We start from the raw sequence: 21,641 nt of genomic DNA on the forward strand, positions 1-21,641 counted from the left end.
TTAGAATAGAGTTGGCAGCGCATCGTCTTTTGTTTTTGGAATAATTAATTCTGTGCCCAACTCTTTATTAAGCTTTTTGATAAAATATGCTGATAATAAAGGAGATGCCTCTTCTAAGTTCTGATGTACAAAAAAGTTAATATTAGACAATCCCTCCGATTGCCATTTCTTTAATCTTTGTACCCAACTATCCAATCGGTCATAATCACTTGGATGATTGGCTCCAACATATCTAATAAATGCTTCATTATTTGTTAATCTCATATGCATTAAATCTCTTCTTCCCGCAGTATCAACCAATACATTTGCTACATTGTTTTCCTCTAATAAGCTATACAATTCATTTGCAACTACTTCATCATTAAACCAATCTGTATGTCTAAACTCAACCGCTAATGGCAGCTCTTTTGGCCAATATTCAATAAACGACACTACTCTATCAAAATTCTTTGGTCCAAAGTTATTATGCATTTGCAAAAATATCGTTCCTAACTTTTCTTTAAAATGAACAACACCATCCAAATATTCAGGTAAATACCTCTCAAAATCAATCAATCTTTTCATGTGACTCACCATCTGATTCACTTTAGGGAAAAACTTAAAGTCAGCCGGGACTTTATCATGCCACTTCTCAAATTGTGCTATTGGGAAATTCCTATAAAATGTAGAGTTCATTTCAATAGAATTAAACTGTGTTGCATAATAAATAAGCTCATCTTTTGTTCCGCGAGGATAAAAATTCTTAAGATCTTGCTTATTCCATTTTGCACATCCAACATGCACATTTACAGCAGTATTATTTATGCGGTTTTTGGATAACGTTATCGCCGTCTTAGGATGATCTTCTTTTAGACTAAAATCTACATTTTCAGGATTTTCTACTTTACCAAACTTCATAAACTAATTATTTATTATAAAATCATTAAAGATACTAATAGCGATCAATACAATCATCTTTAAAATTTATCAAATAGTGTTTCATTAATTTTCTATTAATATTTCATTAATACTTAGCAGAAAATATACGTACGAAAATTCTCTATTATGATTTTCATAATTACCACTATACAATAATGTCAAATCTTTAAAATATCACATAAAATTTTTACAAAATGAATATTTTTTAGCTACATTTATCCATATTATGATTTAATTAACATAATAAAACTAACTATTGTTTAACCAAAATTAAATGTGTGAAAAACTATTTGACAACTTTCAAAAAGCTATTTTTCCCTTTAATACTCATGCTCTTCAGTGTAAGTATTTATGCTAACAAAGGGAACCTGATTGATGAAAAATCAGAAGATCAACAACAAGTTACAGGTACTGTTATCGATGCAGAAACAGGAACACCAATTCCTGGAGCTAACGTCATCGAAAAAGGAAGTACCAATGGTACCACTACAGACTTTGATGGAAACTATTCTATTACTGTAAGTAGTGATGCTACACTTACCTTTTCCTATATAGGGTTTCAGAATAAAGAAATTTCTGTAGATGGACAAACAACTATTAATGCTACACTTTCTCAAGATGTTACTGCACTTGATGAAATTGTGGTGGTTGGTTACGGTACGCAACGTAAACAAGATTTAACAGGTGCTATTTCTGTTGTTAAAACAGATGAACTAGTACAACAACCCACTGCCGAAGTTACAAGTCAGCTTCAAGGTAGAGTTTCTGGGGTTACCATTACTGGTGGTGGACAACCAGGGGAAGCTCCTCAAGTAAAAATTCGTGGTGCAAATACTTTTGGTAATAATACACCTCTATATGTTGTAGATGGAATTCCTACTGATGGTATTGGTGATTTAAACCCAAATGATGTAGAAACAATGCAAGTACTAAAAGATGCTGCTTCTGCTTCTATTTATGGCTCTCGTGCCGCTAATGGTGTAATTATTATTACTACTAAAAAAGGTAAGGGAAAAATGAAGGTTACTTACGACACCTATTACGGAATGCAATTGGTGCAAAAAGGAAACCCTTGGAATATTCTTAACCCACAAGAAATGGCTGAGTTAAATTTCCAAGCGCAGCGTAACACAAATCCAGGAAAAGCTCCTTCTAGCGCTCAATACGGAAACGGTGCAAATCCTGTATTACCAAACTATATTGCTCCTGAAGGTGTTAATAGTGTAGATGAATCGCTTTACAATGTAAATCCTAATTATACAAATTCTGATGATTTAGGTAATTTTTATCGTATCGTAGAAGCTAATAAAGAAGGTACAAATTGGTTCCAAGAAATATTTAGCCCAGCTAGTATTACCAGTCATAACCTATCTGTTAGTAATGGTACCGATAAAGGAAGCTACTTATTCTCTTTAAACTATTTTGATCAAGAAGGTACTTTAGAAAATACATATCTAAAAAGATATACGATTCGTGCCAACGCAACGTATAATTTAGGAGAAAATGTAAGAATTGGAGAAAACATGAGTTTTACCATTCGTGATAATCCACAAATTAGTGCATTAACAGAAGACAGTGCTATCGGTATGGCCTTTAGACAACAACCAATTATCCCTGTTTATGATATTATGGGTAATTATGCAGGTTCTTTTGGACAAGAATTAGGTAATGCTAGAAACCCTGTTGCAATTCAAGATAGAATAAGAAATAATAGAGGTGTCTCTTCTAGAGTTTTTGGAAATATCTTTGCTGAAATAGACTTTCTAAAGCATTTTACTTTTAGAACTAGTTTTGGAGGACAGTATTATTCTAATAGCTTTAATTCTTTTCAGTTTCCTGAATACGAAAATGCTGAGAATAATCCAACGAACTCATACACAGAAGCTGCAGCAACAAATTTCAACTGGACATGGACAAACACTGTTAAGTATCAAAACAGTTTCAATGACAAACACAATCTAACTGTTTTAGTAGGTACAGAGGCCTATCAGAATAAAGGAAGAGAAGTTGGTGGTACAACACTAGATTATTTCTCTTTCGATCCAGATTACGTAACATTAGATACAGGTTCTGGCACACAAACTAACTATAGTTTTAAATATGCAGATGCCTTATCTTCTTTCTTTAGTAGAGTAGATTATAATTTTGATGACCGCTATTTAATAAGTGGGACGATTCGTCGTGATGGATCTTCTAGATTCTTAAACGACCAATACGGATGGTTCCCTGCAGTGAGTGCTGGATGGAATGTTACAAATGAAAATTTCTTCCCAGAAAGTAACTGGTTAAATGATTTCAAAATTAGAGGAGGTTACGGTATTATGGGGAATCAACTTAACGTTGCTCCAGAGAATGCATTTACTACTTTTGGTGGGGATAATAGGACTTCTTACTACCCTATCTCAGGAAGTAATGGTTCTATTGCTGAAGGATTCCAACAATCTAGAATTGGTAATCCAAACGCTGGATGGGAGAAAAATATCAATTCAAATATCGGTATCGATTTAACTTTATTCAATAATACTGTTCAACTTACTGCTGACTATTATAGAAAAGATATCGAAGACCTTTTATACAATCCTGATTTACCAGGTACAGTTGGTTCCGCAACGGTTCCTTTTGCAAATGTTGCTGAAATGACAAATAGTGGTTTTGATTTAGATTTATCTACCTATTTTAAAATCGGTAATGAACTTAGATTAAATACTTCTTTTACACTCACTACTTATGATAACGAAATCACAAAAGTATCTGATGGTCAAAACTATTTTGACAGAGAAAGTCGGCGTTTTCCTGGGAACAACCTTATAAGAAACCAAGTAGGACATTCTGTAAGTCAATTTTTTGGATACCAAATTGAAGGTTTCTGGGATACACAAGACGAAATAGATCAAGCTAATGCAGCTGCAGTAGCTGCTACTGGAAATCCAGATACAAATTACCAAAACGATGTTGCGGTTGGTAGATTTAGATATGCTGATATTAATGGTGATAATATTGTGAACAAAGATGACCGTACATTTATCGGAAATCCAAATCCAGATTTTACATACGGTATTAACATCGAACTTATCTATAAAAACTTAGATTTTAGTATGTTTTTATATGGGTCACACGGAAATGATATATGGAACAATGTACGTTGGTGGACAGACTTCAACAGTTCTTTCCAAGGAGCTAAAAGTAAAACAGCTTTATACGACTCTTGGACGCCGCAAAATACAAATGCATCTGCTCCTATTCAGGAAACTACAGGTTCATTTAGTACAGCTGGTGTTCCTAATTCATACTTTGTTGAAGATGGTTCTTATTTAAGAGCACGTCAAATCCAATTAGGATATACATTACCTTCTTCGCTGTTAGAGAAAATGAATATCACTAAACTAAGGTTATACACGCAAGTTGTAAATGCCTTTACCATTACAAATTATTCTGGATTGGATCCTGAGATTTCTGGAGGTACGGTGAATTTTGGTATTGATGAAGGGGCTTACCCTAATCAAAGACAACTTTTATTAGGTCTTAACGTAATATTTTAATCATGAAATCTAAAAAATTTATATATATGAAAGTTATAAAAGAGATAGGACGCATCTACGCACCTATTATTACACTCCTCATGCTTTTTGGCTCATGCGCAGATAGTTTTCTAGACCAACCTGCATTGGGTGCACTTAGTGAAGATGTTGTTGCAAATCAGCCTGGTATTGAAAAGCTTCTAATTGGAGCATACGGGGCATTAGATGGACAAAGAAACGACGGTTCTCTTGGAGGAGGAAATCCATGGGAAGCCGCTCCTGATAACTGGATCTACGGAGCTGTTGCTGGAGGTACTGCTAGTAAAGGAAGTTTTGGAGGGGATCAATCCGCCATCGACCCTATAGCAAAGTTTACCTCTGACCCTTCTAATGGATTCTTTAATTCAAAATGGAACGCTTCCTATGAAGGAGTTGCTAGATGCAATAACACATTAAAACTCCTAGATGCTGCAGATGATATTTCTGATGCTGATAGAAAAAACCTAGCTGGACAAGCACGTTTTTTAAGAGGTCATTATTATTTTGAACTTAAAAAAATGTTCAATATGGTTCCTTGGATAGATGAAACTACAGAAAATCCAAAGCAACCGAATGATCAAGATATCTGGCCTATGATTGAAGCTGACTTTCAATTTGCTTACGATAATTTACCTGCTACGCAAGGAGAGTTTGCAAGAGCAAATAAATGGGCGGCAGCTGCATATTTAGGGAAAGCATATCTTTATCAGAAGAAATTTACAGAAGCAAAAGCTATTTTTACTGATGTAATAAACATGGGTGTAAATTCTGGCGGAGTTAAGTACGATCTAGTAGCTAATTTTAAAGATAATTTTGATGCTGCTACAGAGAACAATGCAGAGACAGTGTTTGACATTCAAATGGTTGCTAATGATGGGACTGGTAACATTACCAACTCAAATCAAGGTGGTAAATTAAACTTTCCATACAACAGTCCATTTAGATGTTGCGGATTTTTACAACCTACACAAGACCTTGTAAACTCTTATAAAACTGATGAGACTACAGGATTACCAGATTTAGATAATTTTAATCAGAATCCGGTTAAAAATGACATGGGGATTGGCGCTAATGAAAGCTTTACTCCATACACAGGATCGCTAGATCCTAGATTAGATTGGACGGCTGGACGTAGAGGTGTTCCTTTTCATGATTGGGGAGATCATCCTGGTGCTGCATGGGTAAGAGATCAAGCTTATGGTGGACCTTATGCTCCTAAGAAAAATATCTATTGGCAAGCTACACAAGATTTATATGCTGATCAGACATCTTGGGCTCCTGGAACAGCTATTAATGTTCATATTATTCGTTTTGCAGATGTACTACTAATGGCTGCAGAAGCAGAAGCACAAACTGGAAGCCTTTCTGTTGCTATGGGGTATGTAAACCGAGTAAGAGAAAGAGCTGCCAATCCAGATGGGTTCTTAAAAGAATATATTGATGAAAGTGATCCTCTTGCTGGATTCGATCCAAATACATATGCTGCTAATTATAATATTAGTGACTATACAATGGCGCAATTTGGATCAAAAGAAGACGCTCTTAAAGCTATTTATTTCGAAAGAAAATTAGAATTAGCTATGGAAGGACACCGCTTCTTTGATTTAGTACGTTGGGGAACAGCTGAAAAAACCTTAAATGCTTACTTTGCATATCAAGGTAGTATTACTACTGATGTTCGTGGAGGGAAATTTATTCCTGGAAAAAGTGAATACTACCCTATTCCACAAGCGCAAATTGATTTAAGTATCGATGAAAGTGGACAACCTACTTTAACACAAAATCCTGGATATTAATATTTAATAATCCGCTTATAATTTTAAAGCCTCCTAAATTTAGGAGGCTTTATTTATTTTACATATACCGTTTTTACATTTATAAATTCCCTAATACCAAAACTACTTAACTCTCTTCCAAAACCTGATGTTTTAATCCCCCCAAATGGCAATCTAGGGTCCGATTTAACCAATTCATTAATAAATACTGCTCCCTCTTCAAATTTAGGAGCTATCTCTAATGCTTTATCAATATTTTCTGTAAAAAGGGAAACCCCTAAACCAAATTCAGAGTTATTAGAGATCTCTATCGCTTCAGCTATTGTTTTAAATGTTCGTACAGCAATTACAGGACCAAAAGTCTCTTCATTAAAAACTGGCATGTCATCTGTTACATCAGCAACAATAGTTGGAGGGTAATATGCTCCCTTACGTTTACCGCCTATTAAAAGCTTCCCTCCCATTTCTACAGAATCATTCACCTGCTTTTCTATATCTTTTGCTAAGCCTTCTCGAGCCATGACGCCTATATATGTATTTTCATCTAATGGATCTCCACTTTTAAGTTCCTTAACTTTTGCTACATATTTTTCTAAATATGCATCCGCAACTTTCTCATGTAATAACAACCTCTTGGCAGCAATACAACTCTGACCAGTATTTTGATAACGTGCATTTACACCAACCTCTACAGCTTTATCCAAATCTGCATCGTCTAAAACAATAAAAGCATTACTCCCACCGAGTTCCAATACTGCTTTTTTAATCTCTTTCGCTGCTGTGCCAGCTACAGCACTTCCGGCAGGCTTACTTCCTGTTAAAGTAATTGCTTTAATTTTTTTATTCTTTATAACTTCCGACACGGCATCACTTCCAATAACCAGATTCTGATAAAGTCCAATAGGAAAACCTGCATCTTCAAATACCTCCTGTATATTATTTGCACTTTGCATCACAGAAGATGCGTGTTTTAAAACAGCTGCATTCCCAGCCATTAATGCCGGAGCAGCAAATCTAAATACTTGCCAAAATGGATAATTCCATGGCATCACCGCTAGAAGAACACCAAGAGGTTCATAAGAGACATAACTTTTCTGCGCATCTGTTTCTATAATCTCATCAGCTAAAAAATCTACAGTGTTTTCAGCATAATACTCACAAACCCATGCACATTTCTCTACCTCAGCAATTGCTTGAGTAATAGGTTTCCCCATTTCTTTAGAAATCACTTCTCCATAAATTTTCTTTCGGTCTCTCAATATTGCCGCAGCTTGCTTCATTAATTCTGCACGCTCTTCAAAAGATGTTTCCTTCCAATCTCTGTAGACAGAATCTGCAGCATCAATTTTATCAGAAACCTCACTAGATGTTAAAGGAGTGAAACTATAAATTTTCTCTTCAGTATATGGATTTATGGAATATATCATTATTTATGTTTTTTACTAAGTTACCAATTTGAATATTTTTCTATTCATAAAAGAATGTTATTTGTTTATAACATCGTTGAAAACTATCTTTCAATCCCAAATTATAGCGCTCTATAAATTTATATCTTTAAGAAAACTTCTTTATTATGGACACTAGAACAGCGGATTTACTCAGTGTACGTCCAGAAATTCCATCAGCAATTATCTATGATACAATGAGCAAAGATGAGCGATTTCAAAACGCTACGTTAAGACCCATTATCAAATTACAGAACGATTTATTAATAGAAGCTTTTAAAAATTATGCCCAAAAACACAAGGGTATTTTTTTTACCTATACGCTAGAAAAGCGATTTCAATACATTGAAAATGCAATTCAAAAAGATATCAAGTTTAGAAATTCCCTAAAAGGGATGGTTATAGGTCAGTTTACTGTTGATGAATACAATATCTACATTGAAAATTCATCTGCTTTAAATAAACGTATGATGAACATTGTTGTAGAGCGCTTAAAAGATCAAATTCAGCTTTTAGAAAACGAAGTCCTTGTTTAATTAAACAATTTATAAGCTATCTAGCTCCTTAAATAATCCTTTTGAGGAGCTAGATTATATGCTTTTATTTCAGAAAAAAACTATATGATTATAGTATTCTTTCCTGCAAATTAAAATCATTATTTATTATTTTTACACTACAACATCATAATAATAAATAATGCTAAAAGAACAACTATATAGAAAGTGCCTAACCACTTTAAATGAAAGAATAGAGCGTTACAGAGCTGAAATAAACATCATAAAGGAGTCTGTAGAAAATGAAGACAGAACCAAAGGAGATGAAGATGAAGGTAGCAGTGGTAGTGGGTACGGAAGTAACTTTACAAAAACTCTAGAATACTTAGAAGAAGCAAACTCTTTAAAGGCTAAATTAAAGCAAGTTGATATTTTTCAGTCCAACGATACTGTAAAACAAGGAAGCTTAGTAGAATGTAGCAATGGTAATTTCTTTCTATCGATTCCTTTAGGTAAAATAACATTAGACGACACCATATACTTTGCTATCTCTAAAGAAGCTCCTGTTGGACAGTTATTATTAGACAAAAAAGTAGGTGATACTATTACTTTTAATACAAATAGCTTCCAAATACTTAAAATACACTAATCTAAGGTAGATACACCGTTAAGATCTGTCGTTAAAACATCGCTCATATAATCAAAAAATGGGCGAACTGTTTTAAACGATTCGTCTACTTTATCTATAAAACCAGGAGACATTGCTTCTTTATCAGTAAAGTTCTTAGTAACTATATATTGCTTTTTCTTTATTAAATCTATAGCAGGATGTTCTTTATCAAAGCCTCTTGGAGCTGTTTTAAGCTCTTCTCCCTCTAACGCTCCAAACTCCTTTTTAAAATTAGGATTATTTATTATCTCTCGGACTTCTTCAGCATCCAATTCAAACTCCTTTCGAATACGCTTTAAATCATCTTTTTCAGGAGCCCAAAATCCACAGGCCAAAAAAGTATTCCCAGGCTCTATATGTAAATAATAGCCTCCTCTTAATCTTGGTTTCACCCTACTAAACGTTCCAGACAAATGTTCTTTATAAGGTTGTTTGTTTGCAGAAAAACGAACATCTCTATAAATACGAAACATCTTCATGTCATCTATTTCATCATGCATCCTTAATTTTGACATTAGGTCAACGTAAAAAGACTTTACCTTCTGTTCTTCTTGTTTGAATTCCTTTTTATGCTCATTAAACCACTCCCTATTATTATTCTTTTTTAACTTATTTAAAAAATTATACACGGAAGATGAAATGTGAGTATCCGACATACGACTTAACTGTTTTGTTATACTCTGATAAAGTTATACAAATTGAATATGCTTTGGCTATATTTATTCTTAATTTTGATTTAAAAAGAAATTGTAATGGGAAATCCAATTGTTGATAGTATCGAAAAACATAAACAACAACCCAATCTAAAGTTCAGATTAAAAGAAACAGCAGAAAAGTTTACAGACCTACTTTTCTATACGCTTTTTGATGCTGAAACCCCTGTAGCTGAAAATATGAAAAAGCTAGAGGTTACTTTTGAAGAATTGGTAGACCTAGCTTGTTGGGATGTGGAAAAACCTTGCGCTAAAGTTTGGGAAAATTACACCGCAAAATTACCGCATATATTAGAACTACTAAATCTTGACGCTAAGGCATTTGTTGAAGATGATCCTGCTGCACTTTCTCAAGAAGAAGTATACTTATGTTACCCTGGATTTTATGCAATTGCAATATATAGATTAGCCCACGAGCTTTATGATGTTGGTTTCCCTTTGGTTCCAAGACTTATGACCGAGTATGCACATAGGCTTACCGGTGTAGATATCAATCCTGGCGCTGTAATTGGAAAATCTTTTTTTATAGATCATGCTACAGGAATTGTTATTGGAGAAACTGCCATTATAAAAGAACATGTTAGAATTTACCAAGGAGTAACTCTTGGAGCTTTATATGTTGCTAAAAATTTACAACACACAAAAAGACATCCTACTATTGAAAATAATGTAACCATTTATGCAAATGCTACTATTTTAGGAGGAAATACTGTTATTGGAGAGAATAGTATTATTGGAGGGAACGTTTGGCTTACAAAATCCATTCCTGCAAATTCGATAGTTTCTCATACTCCAGATATTAAAATTAAAACTGTTACGAATGAATAGTACTTCTATATTAGACCAAATAGGAAACACTCCTTTAGTGGAAGCTAAAGTACTTTTGAATAAACCCGGTGTAAAACTTTTACTAAAGTTAGAAGGTAATAATCCCGGGGGAAGCGTAAAAGACCGTCCTGCATATAATATGATTAAAAGTGCTTTAGAAAGAGGTGATATTTCTGAAAACACAAAATTAATAGAAGCAACAAGTGGAAATACAGGTATTGCACTTGCGATGATTGCGAGCCTATTCCATTTAGATTTAGAGCTTGTAATGCCGGAGAATTCTACTAAAGAACGGATTCAGACTATGCGTGCTTATGGAGCAAAACTAACCCTTACTTCTGCCGATGTTGGTATCGAAGGCTCTAGAGATTATGCAGAAAACAAAGTTAAAAATGAAGGCTATGTTATGCTTAATCAGTTTGGAAATGATGACAACTGGAAAGCTCATTATAAAACTACAGGACCAGAAATATGGCGCGATACTGATGGAGAAATTACACATTTTGTTTCTTCAATGGGAACAACAGGAACTATAATGGGTACTTCTACTTATTTAAAAGAAAAAAATCATCAGGTGCAAATTGTAGGTGTACAGCCTACAGATAACTCAAAAATTCCTGGTATCCGAAAATGGCCAGAAGCTTATCTACCTAAGATATTCAATCCTAAGAAAGTAGATCAAGTAATTGAAGTTAGCGAAGAAGATGCTAGAAATATGGCCAAAGAGCTTGCTAAAAAAGAAGGTGTGTTTTCTGGTATGAGCAGCGGTGGCGCAGTTAAGGCAGCATTAAAACTAGCAGAGACTATTGATAAAGGAGTTATTGTAGCTATTATCTGTGACCGTGGAGATCGTTACCTTTCTTCAGATCTATTTGATTAATACCTTAATTTTGAATAAAAATATTGTTTCCACAACGTGGCTAGCTAAGAGCATAAACGATCCTAATTTAATTATCCTCGATGCTACATTTCCAGCTAAAGTTCCTAAGGGACTCGAAGGAAAATGCATAAAAAATGCTCAGTATTTTGATTTAAAAAATAAGTTTAGTGATTTAGAGGCTAAATTTCCGAGCACATTTCCATCCATAGAACAGTTAGAAAAAGGATGTACAGAACTCGGAATTCAGAAAGACAGCATTATTGTTATTTATGATATGGCTGGCATTTATACAAGCCCTAGAATTTGGTGGATGTTTAAAACTATAGGCATTAATAATGTATATGTATTAGATGGAGGCCTTACGAAATGGATTGCCGACGGATATAACATCGTCAACAACTATAATACAACAATAAAATCCAGTAATTTTAAAATAGATTTACCAAGTATAGATGCTATTAGGAAGCATGATTTTATAAAAAAACATATTTCTTCTGAAAATATAATCACAGTTGATGCTAGATCGAAAGGAAGATTCAATAATACAGAGGAAGATCCTCGGAAGGAGTTAAAAAGTGGTCATATTCCAAATTCCATCAATATTCCATACACTGAAGTATTAAAAAACGGGTGTTTTAAAACAGACACTGAATTAAAACTGGTTTTTAAAGATATTATTGAAATGAATCCTTCAGAATTAGTTTTTTCATGTGGTTCTGGAATTACAGCATGCATTTTACTTTTAGCCTCCGAGAATATTATTAGCTGTAAAAAAACTATTTATGACGGTTCATGGACGGAATGGGCTACATTAGAAGGGCTTTTAAAATAATTCAGCATATAGCAAAAAGAGACTGATAAAAAACAGTCTCTTTTTTTTTGATTATAAACTCACATTTAAAAATCCCTTTTTTTGAACTTGAAATGCATATAGAATTCCATTTTCTACAACGTCAATCCCCTTGACTAATTTCCTTTCTTTTACATTAAATTTCTTCAATGAAAATCCACAAGCAAAAACATGAACACCATTTTCTGATAACAAGTCTAAATATGATTTCATAAGTTCTTTGTCTATTAATTGTTCAACTACTTTACCACAAATAACTACATGAAACTCTCCATAATCATTACCGTCTTCTATCTTTAGCTCTTTGGCTGCTAAAGCAATCGGCTTTAATTGTTCTAATTTTCTAGTTAAAACAAAATAGTTATTAAAATCATCTTTTTGTCCCTCTTGTGCATTTGCTACATTGCCCACAAAGGCTAGCATTATTATCAATCCTAAAAATGTTACTATTCTTTTCATTTTATTTAATTTTTATTTCTTTTTTCCAAGTAACTCCACTAATATCTGTAAGTACTAGAGTATAATCTTCTCTTGGAAGTTGATTGAATTTGTTATTATTTAAGTTTATGGTTGCTTTGGCTCCTAAAGGAATTATTAAACTATGTTTACCTGGCTTCACCTTAGCGATATAAAAATTATCTATCTGATCGTTTTCTAGTGCCGCTAATGTTTCTCCATCTATATGAAAAACATCATTCCCTTTTTGATTCTTTACAGATATCCCTATTAAAAAAGAGCCGTAAACATCCACCCCTTCCACTCGATATACATCAAATGCTAATTGTGATCCTTTTATGGAAGCCTCGAGAATCTCTACTTTAGGTTTTACAGATTTATTATGCAATGTCCCCCAAAGTCCGCCATGAAAATATTGGTTCGTATAAAGAGTCATAAATAAAATCATGATAGCTCCCACTAGTCCAATTCGCTTATAAACATTAAGATTAATAGGCAAGCTACCGGAACCAATCCAATTCCAACACTTCCATTTAGTAATTGAAAATTCTTTTTTCATAATATAGCGGTCTAAAGAAAAGTATCCGCTACCACTTAAAAACAACGTAAACCCGGTTGCAATTCCCAAAACACCAATTTGCCACTCATCTAAACATGTAGTTCCAATCCACCCAGAACCCAATAAAATTCCCATGGCTAATCCAAAAACACCTACACTCATCGCACGAGTAAATAAACCAAACATTATAAAAAGTCCTACAATACCTTCTATAATAGTAAAGCTCATCATTGCAAACCATAAATGATCGGGGTTCTCAACTAAGTATTGAATAATTGGCTTGATTCCTAAAGCGTTTGGCAGGAAGTGATTAAACTTTTCTCCTATATATCCTGGGAGCTCAGGATCTAGCTTGTCTTTTAAAATTAATCGCCTCCAAAAGGCAGAAAAATATGTCCATCCCACTACTAAACGTAGGGATAATGTAAAAAGTCCAGCCATAGAAAATGACTGATTAATAATTTTATTCATTGAATTAAATTTTGTATTAAAATATATTATCTAGCTATAAAACATACACTTACAAAGACTGATATTCATCTACAATAGAATATTTATGAATATTTAAATAGTCATTAGAAGAACTAAATCTTCTGTAAGTCAATAATAGTTTATGCGAGATAAGTTTTCATATTTCGATACAAAATATACATAGGAATCTCCAGGTAGTTATAGCTATATAGAATAAAGAGATAACGTTTTTTACTATGATACACCTCTAAAGAAGGCGTCATACAAAACCTGAAGAAGTTGCCCGTAAAAAGAAAAGTTTTATCTTTTTTTACTTTGGCTTTCCCTACTTTATAAAGTTTATTATTTGCAGTACACGCACCAAAGAAACTGGTTGCTTTGCTTTTATTAAGCGTAGAAGTTTTTTTCATACCTGCAAAATCCTGCATAGAATTTCTGGCAGCGCATGGTGATGCTAGTAATAAAATACTTAGCAATATCAGTACAAAATAATGTACTCCACATTTTATGTGTAAACTCTTTAACATCACGGTTACAAAAATAGAGTTATAAGTAAGAATGAAAGTTAAAAAACACTTAATCTAAGAATCTATTCACAAAATGATAATCTATAAGTTTCAATTTTTAGATCTACTTTTAAATTAATTCTGATGAGATTATTAAAATTCCCTATTTAGTTAATAGATTTTCTTACAAAAGAAATACTTTAAATTTGTAACTTTATATTATATCAAAGCGCATGGAAACAGCAATTATCATTACTATTATTCTAATTTTAATCAGCTTCACCATAAGCATGTTTGGATCTGTAGTTGGTTTTGGTGGTGGAATATTTATGGTTCCCATACTTATTACTGTTTTTCATTTCCCACTAACGACTGCCGTCGGATCAGTTATGATCTCTCTCATTCCTTCTTCTTTAATTTCTACTTATTTAAATAGAAAAGAAGGCTATGTTGATTTTAAAATGGGAATTCTCCTTGAAATCCCTACCATTTTGGGTGTGGTCATTGGAAGTCTGCTACTATCTTATATTTCAGCAGAAAGATTAGAAGTTTTATTTGCTGTTTTAGTGCTATTCCTCGGAATCTCTTTCTTCTTAAAAAAGGGAAAGAAAGACAAAAAAGGAAATGGAGGGTTTTTCTACCGATTAAATAAATACAAGCCTAGATATATTATTAAGAATAAAAGAAACCATGTAGCTTACCGATTTAGTGCTTGGATGGTTTTATTTTTTGGGCTATTAGCAGGAACATTAGCCGGTCTGTTTGGAATTGGTGGCGGATTTTTAAAAACTCCAATTATGCTAAAGGTTTTTAAAATGCCAGCAAAAATTGCAACAGCCACTGCTCTATTTATGATTGTCATTACAAGCACAACGGGTACATTTAGCCACTTTATGCTAGGGCATATTGAATTAGATAAAGCATGGCCAATTATGCTCGGCTTTGCAGCTGGTGCATTAGGAGGACAACGGTTAAATTTAAAAATGAAAAATAAAACGCTCGAAAAGCTAATCGGAATGGGATTAGTGCTTGCTGCTTTAGTAATGATGTCTAATTTTATTATAAAATAAACAACACTTAATTAGAGCCACTTCTTACGTTTAAAGTATATAACCATCAGAATAAATACAACCAACATAACACCTAAAACTACGAAATAGGCATTTCTTTCTTGTAATTCAGGCATATATTGAAAATTCATTCCATACACCCCTGCAATAAATGTAAGTGGGATAAAAATACTAGACATAATAGTTAATACTTTCATCACTTCATTCATTTTATTACTTACATTACTCATATACATCTCCATTAAACTCATGCTCATTTCTCGAAGCATTTCTAAAGTTTCATGAATCTGAATACTATGATCGTGTACATCACTCAGGAAAACCTTTGTTTCATTGTGTATTAAACGGTGATCGGTTTTTGTTAAACGATTGGTTATCTCTTTAACTGGATATATATTCTTTCTTACATGCAACACCTCTTTTCGAAGTCGTTGGATTCGATTTACCACCTCTGGTTCTGGGTTATTGTAAACTTCCTCTTCTAGAATTTCTATCTGATTCGTTAAATTCTCTAAAACAACAAAATACTGGTCAATAATCGCATCTATAAGCGCAAAGAAAAGGTAATCGGCATTTCTGGTTCTAATTCTACCATATTTATTGTTTAAACGATCTCGAACTCCATTAAAAACATCATCTTCCACTTCCTGGAAAAAGAGTACTGTATGCTCACAAAGTATAACAGCTACGTGCTCTGTAATCAACTTACAATCATCATCCAAATACAGCATTTTTAAAACACAAAATACATATTCGTCGTACTCATCAATTTTAGGCCGCTGATTAGTATTTACAAGATCCTCTAAAACTAACGGATTAATTTTATAGTATTCCCCAAGCTTTTCTATTTCAACCTCATTACTTAATCCTTGAACATTTATCCAAGAAACGGTATCGGTATCTCGAAATACAAAAGCCTCCTTAACATCATCAAAATCTTTTGTTACGCAAAAATCATCAGAATAGTCTGTTACAGTAATCTTATTCTCTCCACCTTCGCGATGCCCCATATAAGTGATCGTCCCTGGAGCTTTACCAACTTTTCGGAGCGATTTAAATGGTTTACGTATCGCTTTCTTAAGATCTATCTTCTTTTTACTCATAAATTTTAATAATGCTTTTTATAAAGATAATAAAACTTAGTTTCTCTCTTCAAGCACTTTTACAATGTCTTTTAAAGTATATCCTTTTGCTTGTAGTAAAATAAGGTAATGGAAAAGTAAGTCTGCACTTTCATTTAAAAACAAATCTGCATTATCATCTTTAGCTTCAATTACAGTTTCAACAGCCTCCTCTCCTACTTTTTGAGCTATTTTATTTATTCCACTTCTAAAAAGTGACGCTACATAACTCTCTTCATTATCTTTATTTTCTTTTCTATCAGAAATTATCGTTTCCAACTTACTAATAAATCCGTAACTAGCTTCATTAGTTTCCTCCCAACATGTATCTGTTCCTTTATGGCAAACAGGACCAACAGGCGAAACTTGAATTAAAAGAGTATCATTATCACAGTCGACTTTAATGTCTTTCAGCAATAAAAAATTTCCACTTTCCTCTCCTTTTGTCCACAAACGTTGCTTCGTTCTACTAAAAAAAGTCACCTTTTCAGTTTCTAAGGTTTGTTTGTATGCCTCTTCATTCATGTATCCCAACATCAACACTTTTTTAGTGTTTACATCTTGAATTACCGCTGGAACCAAAGAGTCGCCGTTTTTATTAAAATCTATTTTCATTTTTATATTTCTTCTTCTAAATCTATTATAATCTTACAGGAATACCATTTTCTCTCAAAACATCCTTTAGGTCGTTGATTTCTATTTCTTTAAAATGAAAAACACTTGCCGCTAATGCTGCATCAGCTTTTCCTTCAACAAAAGTATCTGTAAAATGTTCTATTTTCCCTGCTCCTCCTGAAGCTATTATTGGGATATTTAAATCTGTAGATAATTTTGCTAAAGCTTTGTTTGCAAAGCCATCTTTTGTACCATCATTATCCATGGAAGTAAACAATATCTCTCCAGCTCCACGCTTTTCTACCTCCTCTGCCCACTCAAATAAATCAAGCTCCATAGGTACTTTTCCACCTACTAAATGTACTTTCCATTGTCCGTTAATTTGTTTAGCATCAATAGCGACTACCACACACTGACTTCCAAATTTAGCTGAAAGCTCATTTATTAACTGCGGATTTTTAACTGCTGAAGAATTTATAGATACTTTATCAGCTCCCGATTTAAGTAAAACGTCAACATCTTCAACTGAAGATATTCCGCCACCAACTGTAAATGGAATATTAACATTCTCTGCCACACGAAGCACCAAATCTATCAGTGTTTTTCTCCTTTCTTCCGTAGCAGAAATATCTAAAAAAACCAATTCATCAGCACCGTTTTCAGCATATAATTTGGCCAACTCGACTGGATCACCAGCATCTCTTAAGTCAACAAAATTAACGCCCTTTACCGTACGACCATTCTTAATATCTAAACAAGGAATAATCCGTTTTGTTAGCATTTAGGATTTCTTTAAAAATTGTGTTTTTAATACTATTGTACTTTTTCCTACTCTACATTCTACCTCATCTGGAGAACCTGTAAGACGGATGTTCTTAATCGCATTACCACGTTTTAAGGTTTTCGACATCCCTTTTACTTTCAAATCTTTTGTTAAGTGTACAGAATCACCATCATTTAAAACATTTCCATTACTGTCTTTTACTTCCATTTTTTTAATTTTTAATACCATCTCCCTAAAATGGAGACAGCAATATGTTCTTATTTATTCAAAATATAATCTTCCAACTGTTTTAAACTAATTCTACCTTCATAAATAGCTTTCCCAATAATTGTTCCTTCACAACCTATTTCGGCCAATTTAGGAAGCTCATCAAAGGTAGAAATCCCTCCTGAAGCTATAAGTTTAATTTCTTTAGAAGTCTCTATAATCTTCTTATAAAGCGCAAATGAAGGTCCTTCCAACATTCCGTCTTTACTAATATCGGTACAAATTACATATTCTATCCCTTTTTGAAGGTATTTTGATATAAAAGGTAATAATTCTTCATCCGATTCTTCTTGCCATCCAGAAACAGCTACTTTCTCATTATCTGCATCTGCTCCTAAAATAATCTTATCATTCCCGTAGTTATTGATCCAACTTTCAAAAACACTTGGCTCCTTAACTGCAATACTCCCTCCAGTAATTTGATTTGCACCGCTTTCAAAAGCTATTTTTAAATCTTCATCAGATTTTAATCCGCCTCCAAAATCTATTTTTAGACCTGTTTTACTAGCTATGGCTTCTAAAATCTTATAGTTTACAATGTGCTTACTCTTTGCACCATCTAAATCCACCAAATGCAAATACTCTATCCCATGCGCCTCAAACTCTTTAGCCACTTCCAACGGGTGCTCATTATATATCTTTTTGGTGTTATAATCTCCTTTAGAAAGACGAACACATTTGCCTTCTATTATATCTATTGCGGGTATTATTCTCATTTTTTTCTTTTAGAATTATTTTACTCTTTACACCTTTTGCAACTCTGCCAATTGGCTAACTTTACTATAATTTCAAAAAGTTCTCCAAAACTCGCTGACCTGCTAAACTACTTTTTTCTGGATGAAACTGAGTTCCGTAAAAATTATCTTTATGCAATGCAGACGAATAATCTAATTCATAATTAGAAGTTGCTATGGTTTCTGAACAAATTGGCGCATAGAAACTATGTACCAAATACATATACTCTTTTTCTGAAATTTCATTAAAAAGGGGCGTTTTTAAATCTGAAATCTGATTCCATCCAATCTGTGGCACCTTTACTTTATTGCTGAATTTTTTTACATCAACATCAAAAATACCCAATCCTTTTGTAGCTCCTTCTTCTGATGCATTACACATTAATTGCATCCCTAGGCAAATTCCTAAAACAGGTTGTTTTAGTTTTGGAATCAAAACATCTAGACCAGTAGCTTCCAATTTATGCATTGCGCTACTCGCTTCTCCAACTCCAGGAAAAATTACTTTATCAGCCTTCATTATCAATTCAGCATTATGAGTTAACTCAGGATTTATACCTATTCTTTGGAAAGCAAATTTTATACTTTGTATGTTTCCTGCTCCGTAATCTATGATTGTTATATTCACTATTATGTTTTAAAAATTCAAATTAAAAGCTAAAAACACGCTATGAGCATGTTTTCTATATTTAAATTTAATATATTCATTACCAATTAATTAAACAATTCAATTAAATCATTCCTTTAGTAGAAGGAAGAATCATTTTTTCAGTATCTCTTTTAACAGCTACTTTAATTGCTTTAGCAAAAGCTTTAAAAATTGCTTCTATTTTATGGTGTTCATTTTGTCCTTCAGCCTTTACATTTAGATTAGCTTTTGCACCATCGGTAAACGATTTAAAAAAGTGATAAAACATTTCTGTAGGCATCTGCCCTATCATCTCTCTTTTAAAATCGGCGTCCCAAACCAACCAGTTTCTTCCTCCAAAATCGATAGCAACTTGCGCTAGACAATCGTCCATAGGCAAGCAAAATCCGTATCGCTCTATACCTAACTTATTTCCTAACGCCATACTAAAAACTTCACCTAATGCAATTGCAGTATCTTCAATTGTATGATGCTCATCTACCTCCAAATCTCCATTAACTTTAACCGTTAGATCCATTTGCCCGTGACGAGAAATCTGATCTAACATATGATCAAAAAACGCTAAACCAGTAGCTATATCGCTCTTTCCGGTTCCATCTAGGTTAAGTTTTATAAAAATATCCGTTTCATTCGTTTTTCTTGTAATCTCAGCAACACGATTATCTAGTTTCAGGAAGTCATATATTTCTTTCCAACTAGCTGTCTCCAAAGCTATAAAAGCATCAAGGTCATTTCTTTTTACCGATATCTCATCAGCTCCCAAATAACTTTCATCATTAATAAAAATACCTTTAGAACCTAAATTTTTAGCTAACTCAATGTCTGTTAGACGATCTCCAATCACAAAAGAATTAGCCAAGTCATATTCTTCAGAGAAATACTTAGTTAACAGCCCTGTATTTGGCTTTCTTGTAGGCGCATTATCTTTTGCAAAAGTCTTGTCTATAAACACTTCTTTAAAAACAACCCCTTCATTTTCAAAAGATCGCATTATAAAATTATGAACAGGCCAAAATGTATCTTCCGGATACACATCGGTACCGAGTCCATCTTGATTTGTAATCATTACCAATTCATAATCGAACTCTTCCGCAATTCTTTTCATATATGTAAACGCCTGCGGGTAAAAATCTAATTTATCAAAAGCATCAATTTGCTCATCTGCGGGTTCTTTTATGAGTGTCCCATCTCGGTCTATAAAAAGCACTTTTTTTGCCATTATAATTCTTTTAAAACTTCTATTAATTGTTTGTTTTCTGAAGGAGTTCCTATCGTAAATCGGAGTGTATTTTCACAAAGTGGCTGTGAAGAACGGTTACGAATAACCACCCCTTTTTCGAGTAATTGTTGATAACGTAAATCTGCATTATCAACTTTAGCTAGTACAAAATTTGAATCTGATGGATAAATATTATTGACAAAATTAACTTCAAGTAAAGCTTTACATAAAATACTTCTTTCACCTAAAATTGAGTTAATTTCATTTTTAACAGACTCAACATCAAGAACTCTGTCTAAAGCCCTTTTTTGAGTTAGCTCATTTACGTTATAAGGAGGTTTTATTTTATTAATTACTGAAATTATTTCTTCAGAAGCATAACATATCCCTAATCTAATTCCAGCCATTCCATATGCTTTAGACAAGGTTTGCGTTATTATTAAATTTGGATACTCTGATAATTTAGAAACCCAACTTGGAGCTTCAGAAAAATCAATATATGCTTCATCAATTACAACAATACCAGAGAAATTTTGGAGCAACTGCGCTACCTTTTTAATATTGAATATATTTCCAGTAGGATTATTAGGAGAGCAAATAAATAAAAGCTTAGAGTTGCTATCCGCTTCTTTTATGATTGCCTCTACATTAGGTTCAAAATCTTCTGTAAGTAGTACTTCTCTATTCTCAATGTCATTTGTTTCTGCCAATACTTTATACATTCCGTAGGTTGGAGGAAGCGTTATAATATTGTCTTTTTTAGGCTCACAGAAAGCTCTAAAAATAAGATCTAGAACTTCATCACTCCCATTTCCTAAAAGAACCTGAGAAGTCTTTATTTGCTTTTGTTGCGCCAAAACATCTTTTAAAGAACGTTGTTGTGGATCTGGATACCTATTTACACCATTGTTAAACGGGTTCTCATTAGCATCTAAAAAAACCATCTCTTTATCAAAGTCCTTAAACTCATCTCTTGCCGACGAATAAGGTTTCAGTTTCTTTACGTTCTCGCGAACCAAATTATTTATATCGAATGTCATTTTCTATTGTTCGTTAACCA

General features: G+C 33.4%; 21 protein-coding genes. 8 read left to right on the plus strand and 13 right to left on the minus strand.

Annotated elements, in window-relative coordinates; genetic code table 11:
• Complete coding sequence (locus ACN0TY_RS07180) at positions 1-897, minus strand: DUF72 domain-containing protein (RefSeq protein WP_236958167.1); 897 nt, start codon at positions 895-897, stop codon at positions 1-3.
• A gap of 350 nt (positions 898-1,247) precedes the next feature.
• On the opposite strand from ACN0TY_RS07180, the gene ACN0TY_RS07185 reads away from it, so the two are divergent.
• Positions 1,248-4,457: a SusC/RagA family TonB-linked outer membrane protein gene (locus tag ACN0TY_RS07185; RefSeq protein WP_417443939.1), complete on the plus strand. Its 3,210-nt coding sequence runs from the start codon at positions 1,248-1,250 to the stop codon at positions 4,455-4,457.
• A gap of 26 nt (positions 4,458-4,483) precedes the next feature.
• On the plus strand, positions 4,484-6,271 hold the full coding sequence (locus ACN0TY_RS07190) for a RagB/SusD family nutrient uptake outer membrane protein (protein WP_417443940.1): 1,788 nt from the start codon (positions 4,484-4,486) through the stop codon (positions 6,269-6,271).
• Positions 6,272-6,324: 53 nt separating this feature from the next.
• Here ACN0TY_RS07190 and ACN0TY_RS07195 read toward each other — a convergent pair whose 3' ends face one another.
• Positions 6,325-7,677, minus strand: a complete 1,353-nt coding sequence (locus tag ACN0TY_RS07195; RefSeq protein ID WP_417443941.1) for an NAD-dependent succinate-semialdehyde dehydrogenase — start codon at positions 7,675-7,677, stop codon at positions 6,325-6,327.
• A gap of 146 nt (positions 7,678-7,823) precedes the next feature.
• Here ACN0TY_RS07195 and ACN0TY_RS07200 point away from each other — a divergent pair, with 146 nt between their 5' ends.
• Both ACN0TY_RS07200 and ACN0TY_RS07205 read left to right on the plus strand, forming a co-directional pair.
• A complete protein-coding gene (locus tag ACN0TY_RS07200; protein ID WP_236958163.1) occupies positions 7,824-8,231 on the plus strand; it encodes a glyoxalase in 408 nt (135 codons plus the stop codon).
• Between the two features lie 160 nt (positions 8,232-8,391).
• The gene (locus tag ACN0TY_RS07205; protein WP_236958162.1) at positions 8,392-8,838 is read left to right on the plus strand and encodes a GreA/GreB family elongation factor; all 447 of its coding nucleotides are present in this window, start codon (positions 8,392-8,394) and stop codon (positions 8,836-8,838) included.
• Here the strand turns inward: ACN0TY_RS07205 and ACN0TY_RS07210 are convergent.
• The gene (locus ACN0TY_RS07210) at positions 8,835-9,515 is read right to left on the minus strand and encodes a DUF2461 domain-containing protein (protein ID WP_417443942.1); all 681 of its coding nucleotides are present in this window, start codon (positions 9,513-9,515) and stop codon (positions 8,835-8,837) included. The two genes, ACN0TY_RS07205 and ACN0TY_RS07210, sit on opposite strands and share 4 nt — an antisense overlap.
• Before the next feature lie 96 nt (positions 9,516-9,611).
• Between ACN0TY_RS07210 and epsC the strand changes: the two genes are divergently transcribed.
• Genes epsC through ACN0TY_RS07225 form a run of 3 tightly spaced genes read left to right on the plus strand, consistent with a single transcriptional unit; the run spans position 9,612 to position 12,112 of the window.
• Positions 9,612-10,400 carry a serine O-acetyltransferase EpsC gene (epsC, locus tag ACN0TY_RS07215; RefSeq protein ID WP_236958160.1) on the plus strand — a complete coding sequence of 263 codons (789 nt, stop codon included), beginning with the start codon at positions 9,612-9,614 and terminating at the stop codon, positions 10,398-10,400.
• Positions 10,393-11,280: a cysteine synthase CysM gene (gene cysM / locus ACN0TY_RS07220; protein ID WP_417443943.1), complete on the plus strand. Its 888-nt coding sequence runs from the start codon at positions 10,393-10,395 to the stop codon at positions 11,278-11,280. Before epsC ends, cysM begins: the two co-directional genes overlap by 8 nt.
• 10 nt (positions 11,281-11,290) lie before the next feature.
• Positions 11,291-12,112: a sulfurtransferase gene (locus ACN0TY_RS07225; RefSeq protein WP_417443944.1), complete on the plus strand. Its 822-nt coding sequence runs from the start codon at positions 11,291-11,293 to the stop codon at positions 12,110-12,112.
• Positions 12,113-12,163: 51 nt separating this feature from the next.
• Here the strand turns inward: ACN0TY_RS07225 and ACN0TY_RS07230 are convergent, their stop codons facing one another.
• On the minus strand, positions 12,164-12,589 hold the full coding sequence (locus tag ACN0TY_RS07230) for a sulfur reduction protein DsrE (RefSeq protein WP_417443945.1): 426 nt from the start codon (positions 12,587-12,589) through the stop codon (positions 12,164-12,166).
• Position 12,590: 1 nt separating this feature from the next.
• Positions 12,591-13,616, minus strand: coding sequence for a TQO small subunit DoxD (locus ACN0TY_RS07235; protein WP_417443946.1), 1,026 nt, complete (start codon positions 13,614-13,616; stop codon positions 12,591-12,593).
• A gap of 739 nt (positions 13,617-14,355) precedes the next feature.
• Between ACN0TY_RS07235 and ACN0TY_RS07240 the strand changes: the two genes are divergently transcribed.
• Entirely contained in the window at positions 14,356-15,192 is an 837-nt protein-coding gene (locus ACN0TY_RS07240) for a sulfite exporter TauE/SafE family protein (protein WP_236958155.1), read from the plus strand.
• A gap of 11 nt (positions 15,193-15,203) precedes the next feature.
• On the opposite strand, the gene corA is transcribed toward ACN0TY_RS07240, so the two are convergent.
• The 8 genes from corA to hisC form a co-directional block, all read right to left on the minus strand.
• A complete protein-coding gene (gene corA / locus ACN0TY_RS07245) occupies positions 15,204-16,295 on the minus strand; it encodes a magnesium/cobalt transporter CorA (protein ID WP_417443947.1) in 1,092 nt (363 codons plus the stop codon).
• Positions 16,296-16,331: 36 nt separating this feature from the next.
• Positions 16,332-16,928 carry a bifunctional phosphoribosyl-AMP cyclohydrolase/phosphoribosyl-ATP diphosphatase HisIE gene (gene hisIE / locus ACN0TY_RS07250; protein WP_417443948.1) on the minus strand — a complete coding sequence of 199 codons (597 nt, stop codon included), beginning with the start codon at positions 16,926-16,928 and terminating at the stop codon, positions 16,332-16,334.
• A gap of 25 nt (positions 16,929-16,953) precedes the next feature.
• Positions 16,954-17,709: an imidazole glycerol phosphate synthase subunit HisF gene (gene hisF / locus ACN0TY_RS07255; protein WP_417443949.1), complete on the minus strand. Its 756-nt coding sequence runs from the start codon at positions 17,707-17,709 to the stop codon at positions 16,954-16,956.
• Positions 17,710-17,919 carry an alkylphosphonate utilization protein gene (locus ACN0TY_RS07260; RefSeq protein ID WP_236958151.1) on the minus strand — a complete coding sequence of 70 codons (210 nt, stop codon included), beginning with the start codon at positions 17,917-17,919 and terminating at the stop codon, positions 17,710-17,712.
• 50 nt (positions 17,920-17,969) lie between these two features.
• Positions 17,970-18,695, minus strand: a complete 726-nt coding sequence (hisA, locus tag ACN0TY_RS07265) for a 1-(5-phosphoribosyl)-5-[(5-phosphoribosylamino)methylideneamino]imidazole-4-carboxamide isomerase (protein ID WP_417443950.1) — start codon at positions 18,693-18,695, stop codon at positions 17,970-17,972.
• Positions 18,696-18,759: 64 nt separating this feature from the next.
• Positions 18,760-19,341 (minus strand): imidazole glycerol phosphate synthase subunit HisH, encoded by a 582-nt coding sequence (gene hisH, locus ACN0TY_RS07270; protein ID WP_417443951.1) that lies wholly within the window; start codon positions 19,339-19,341, stop codon positions 18,760-18,762.
• Positions 19,342-19,444: 103 nt separating this feature from the next.
• Positions 19,445-20,581, minus strand: coding sequence for a bifunctional histidinol-phosphatase/imidazoleglycerol-phosphate dehydratase HisB (gene hisB, locus ACN0TY_RS07275; RefSeq protein ID WP_417443952.1), 1,137 nt, complete (start codon positions 20,579-20,581; stop codon positions 19,445-19,447).
• Positions 20,581-21,621, minus strand: a complete 1,041-nt coding sequence (gene hisC / locus ACN0TY_RS07280) for a histidinol-phosphate transaminase (protein WP_417443953.1) — start codon at positions 21,619-21,621, stop codon at positions 20,581-20,583. The genes hisB and hisC overlap by 1 nt, the downstream gene beginning before the upstream one ends.
• Positions 21,622-21,641: the final 20 nt, after the last annotated feature.

Source organism: Joostella sp. (assembly GCF_048266025.1).
Taxonomy (GTDB): Bacteria; Bacteroidota; Bacteroidia; order Flavobacteriales; family Flavobacteriaceae; genus Galbibacter; species Galbibacter atrarenae.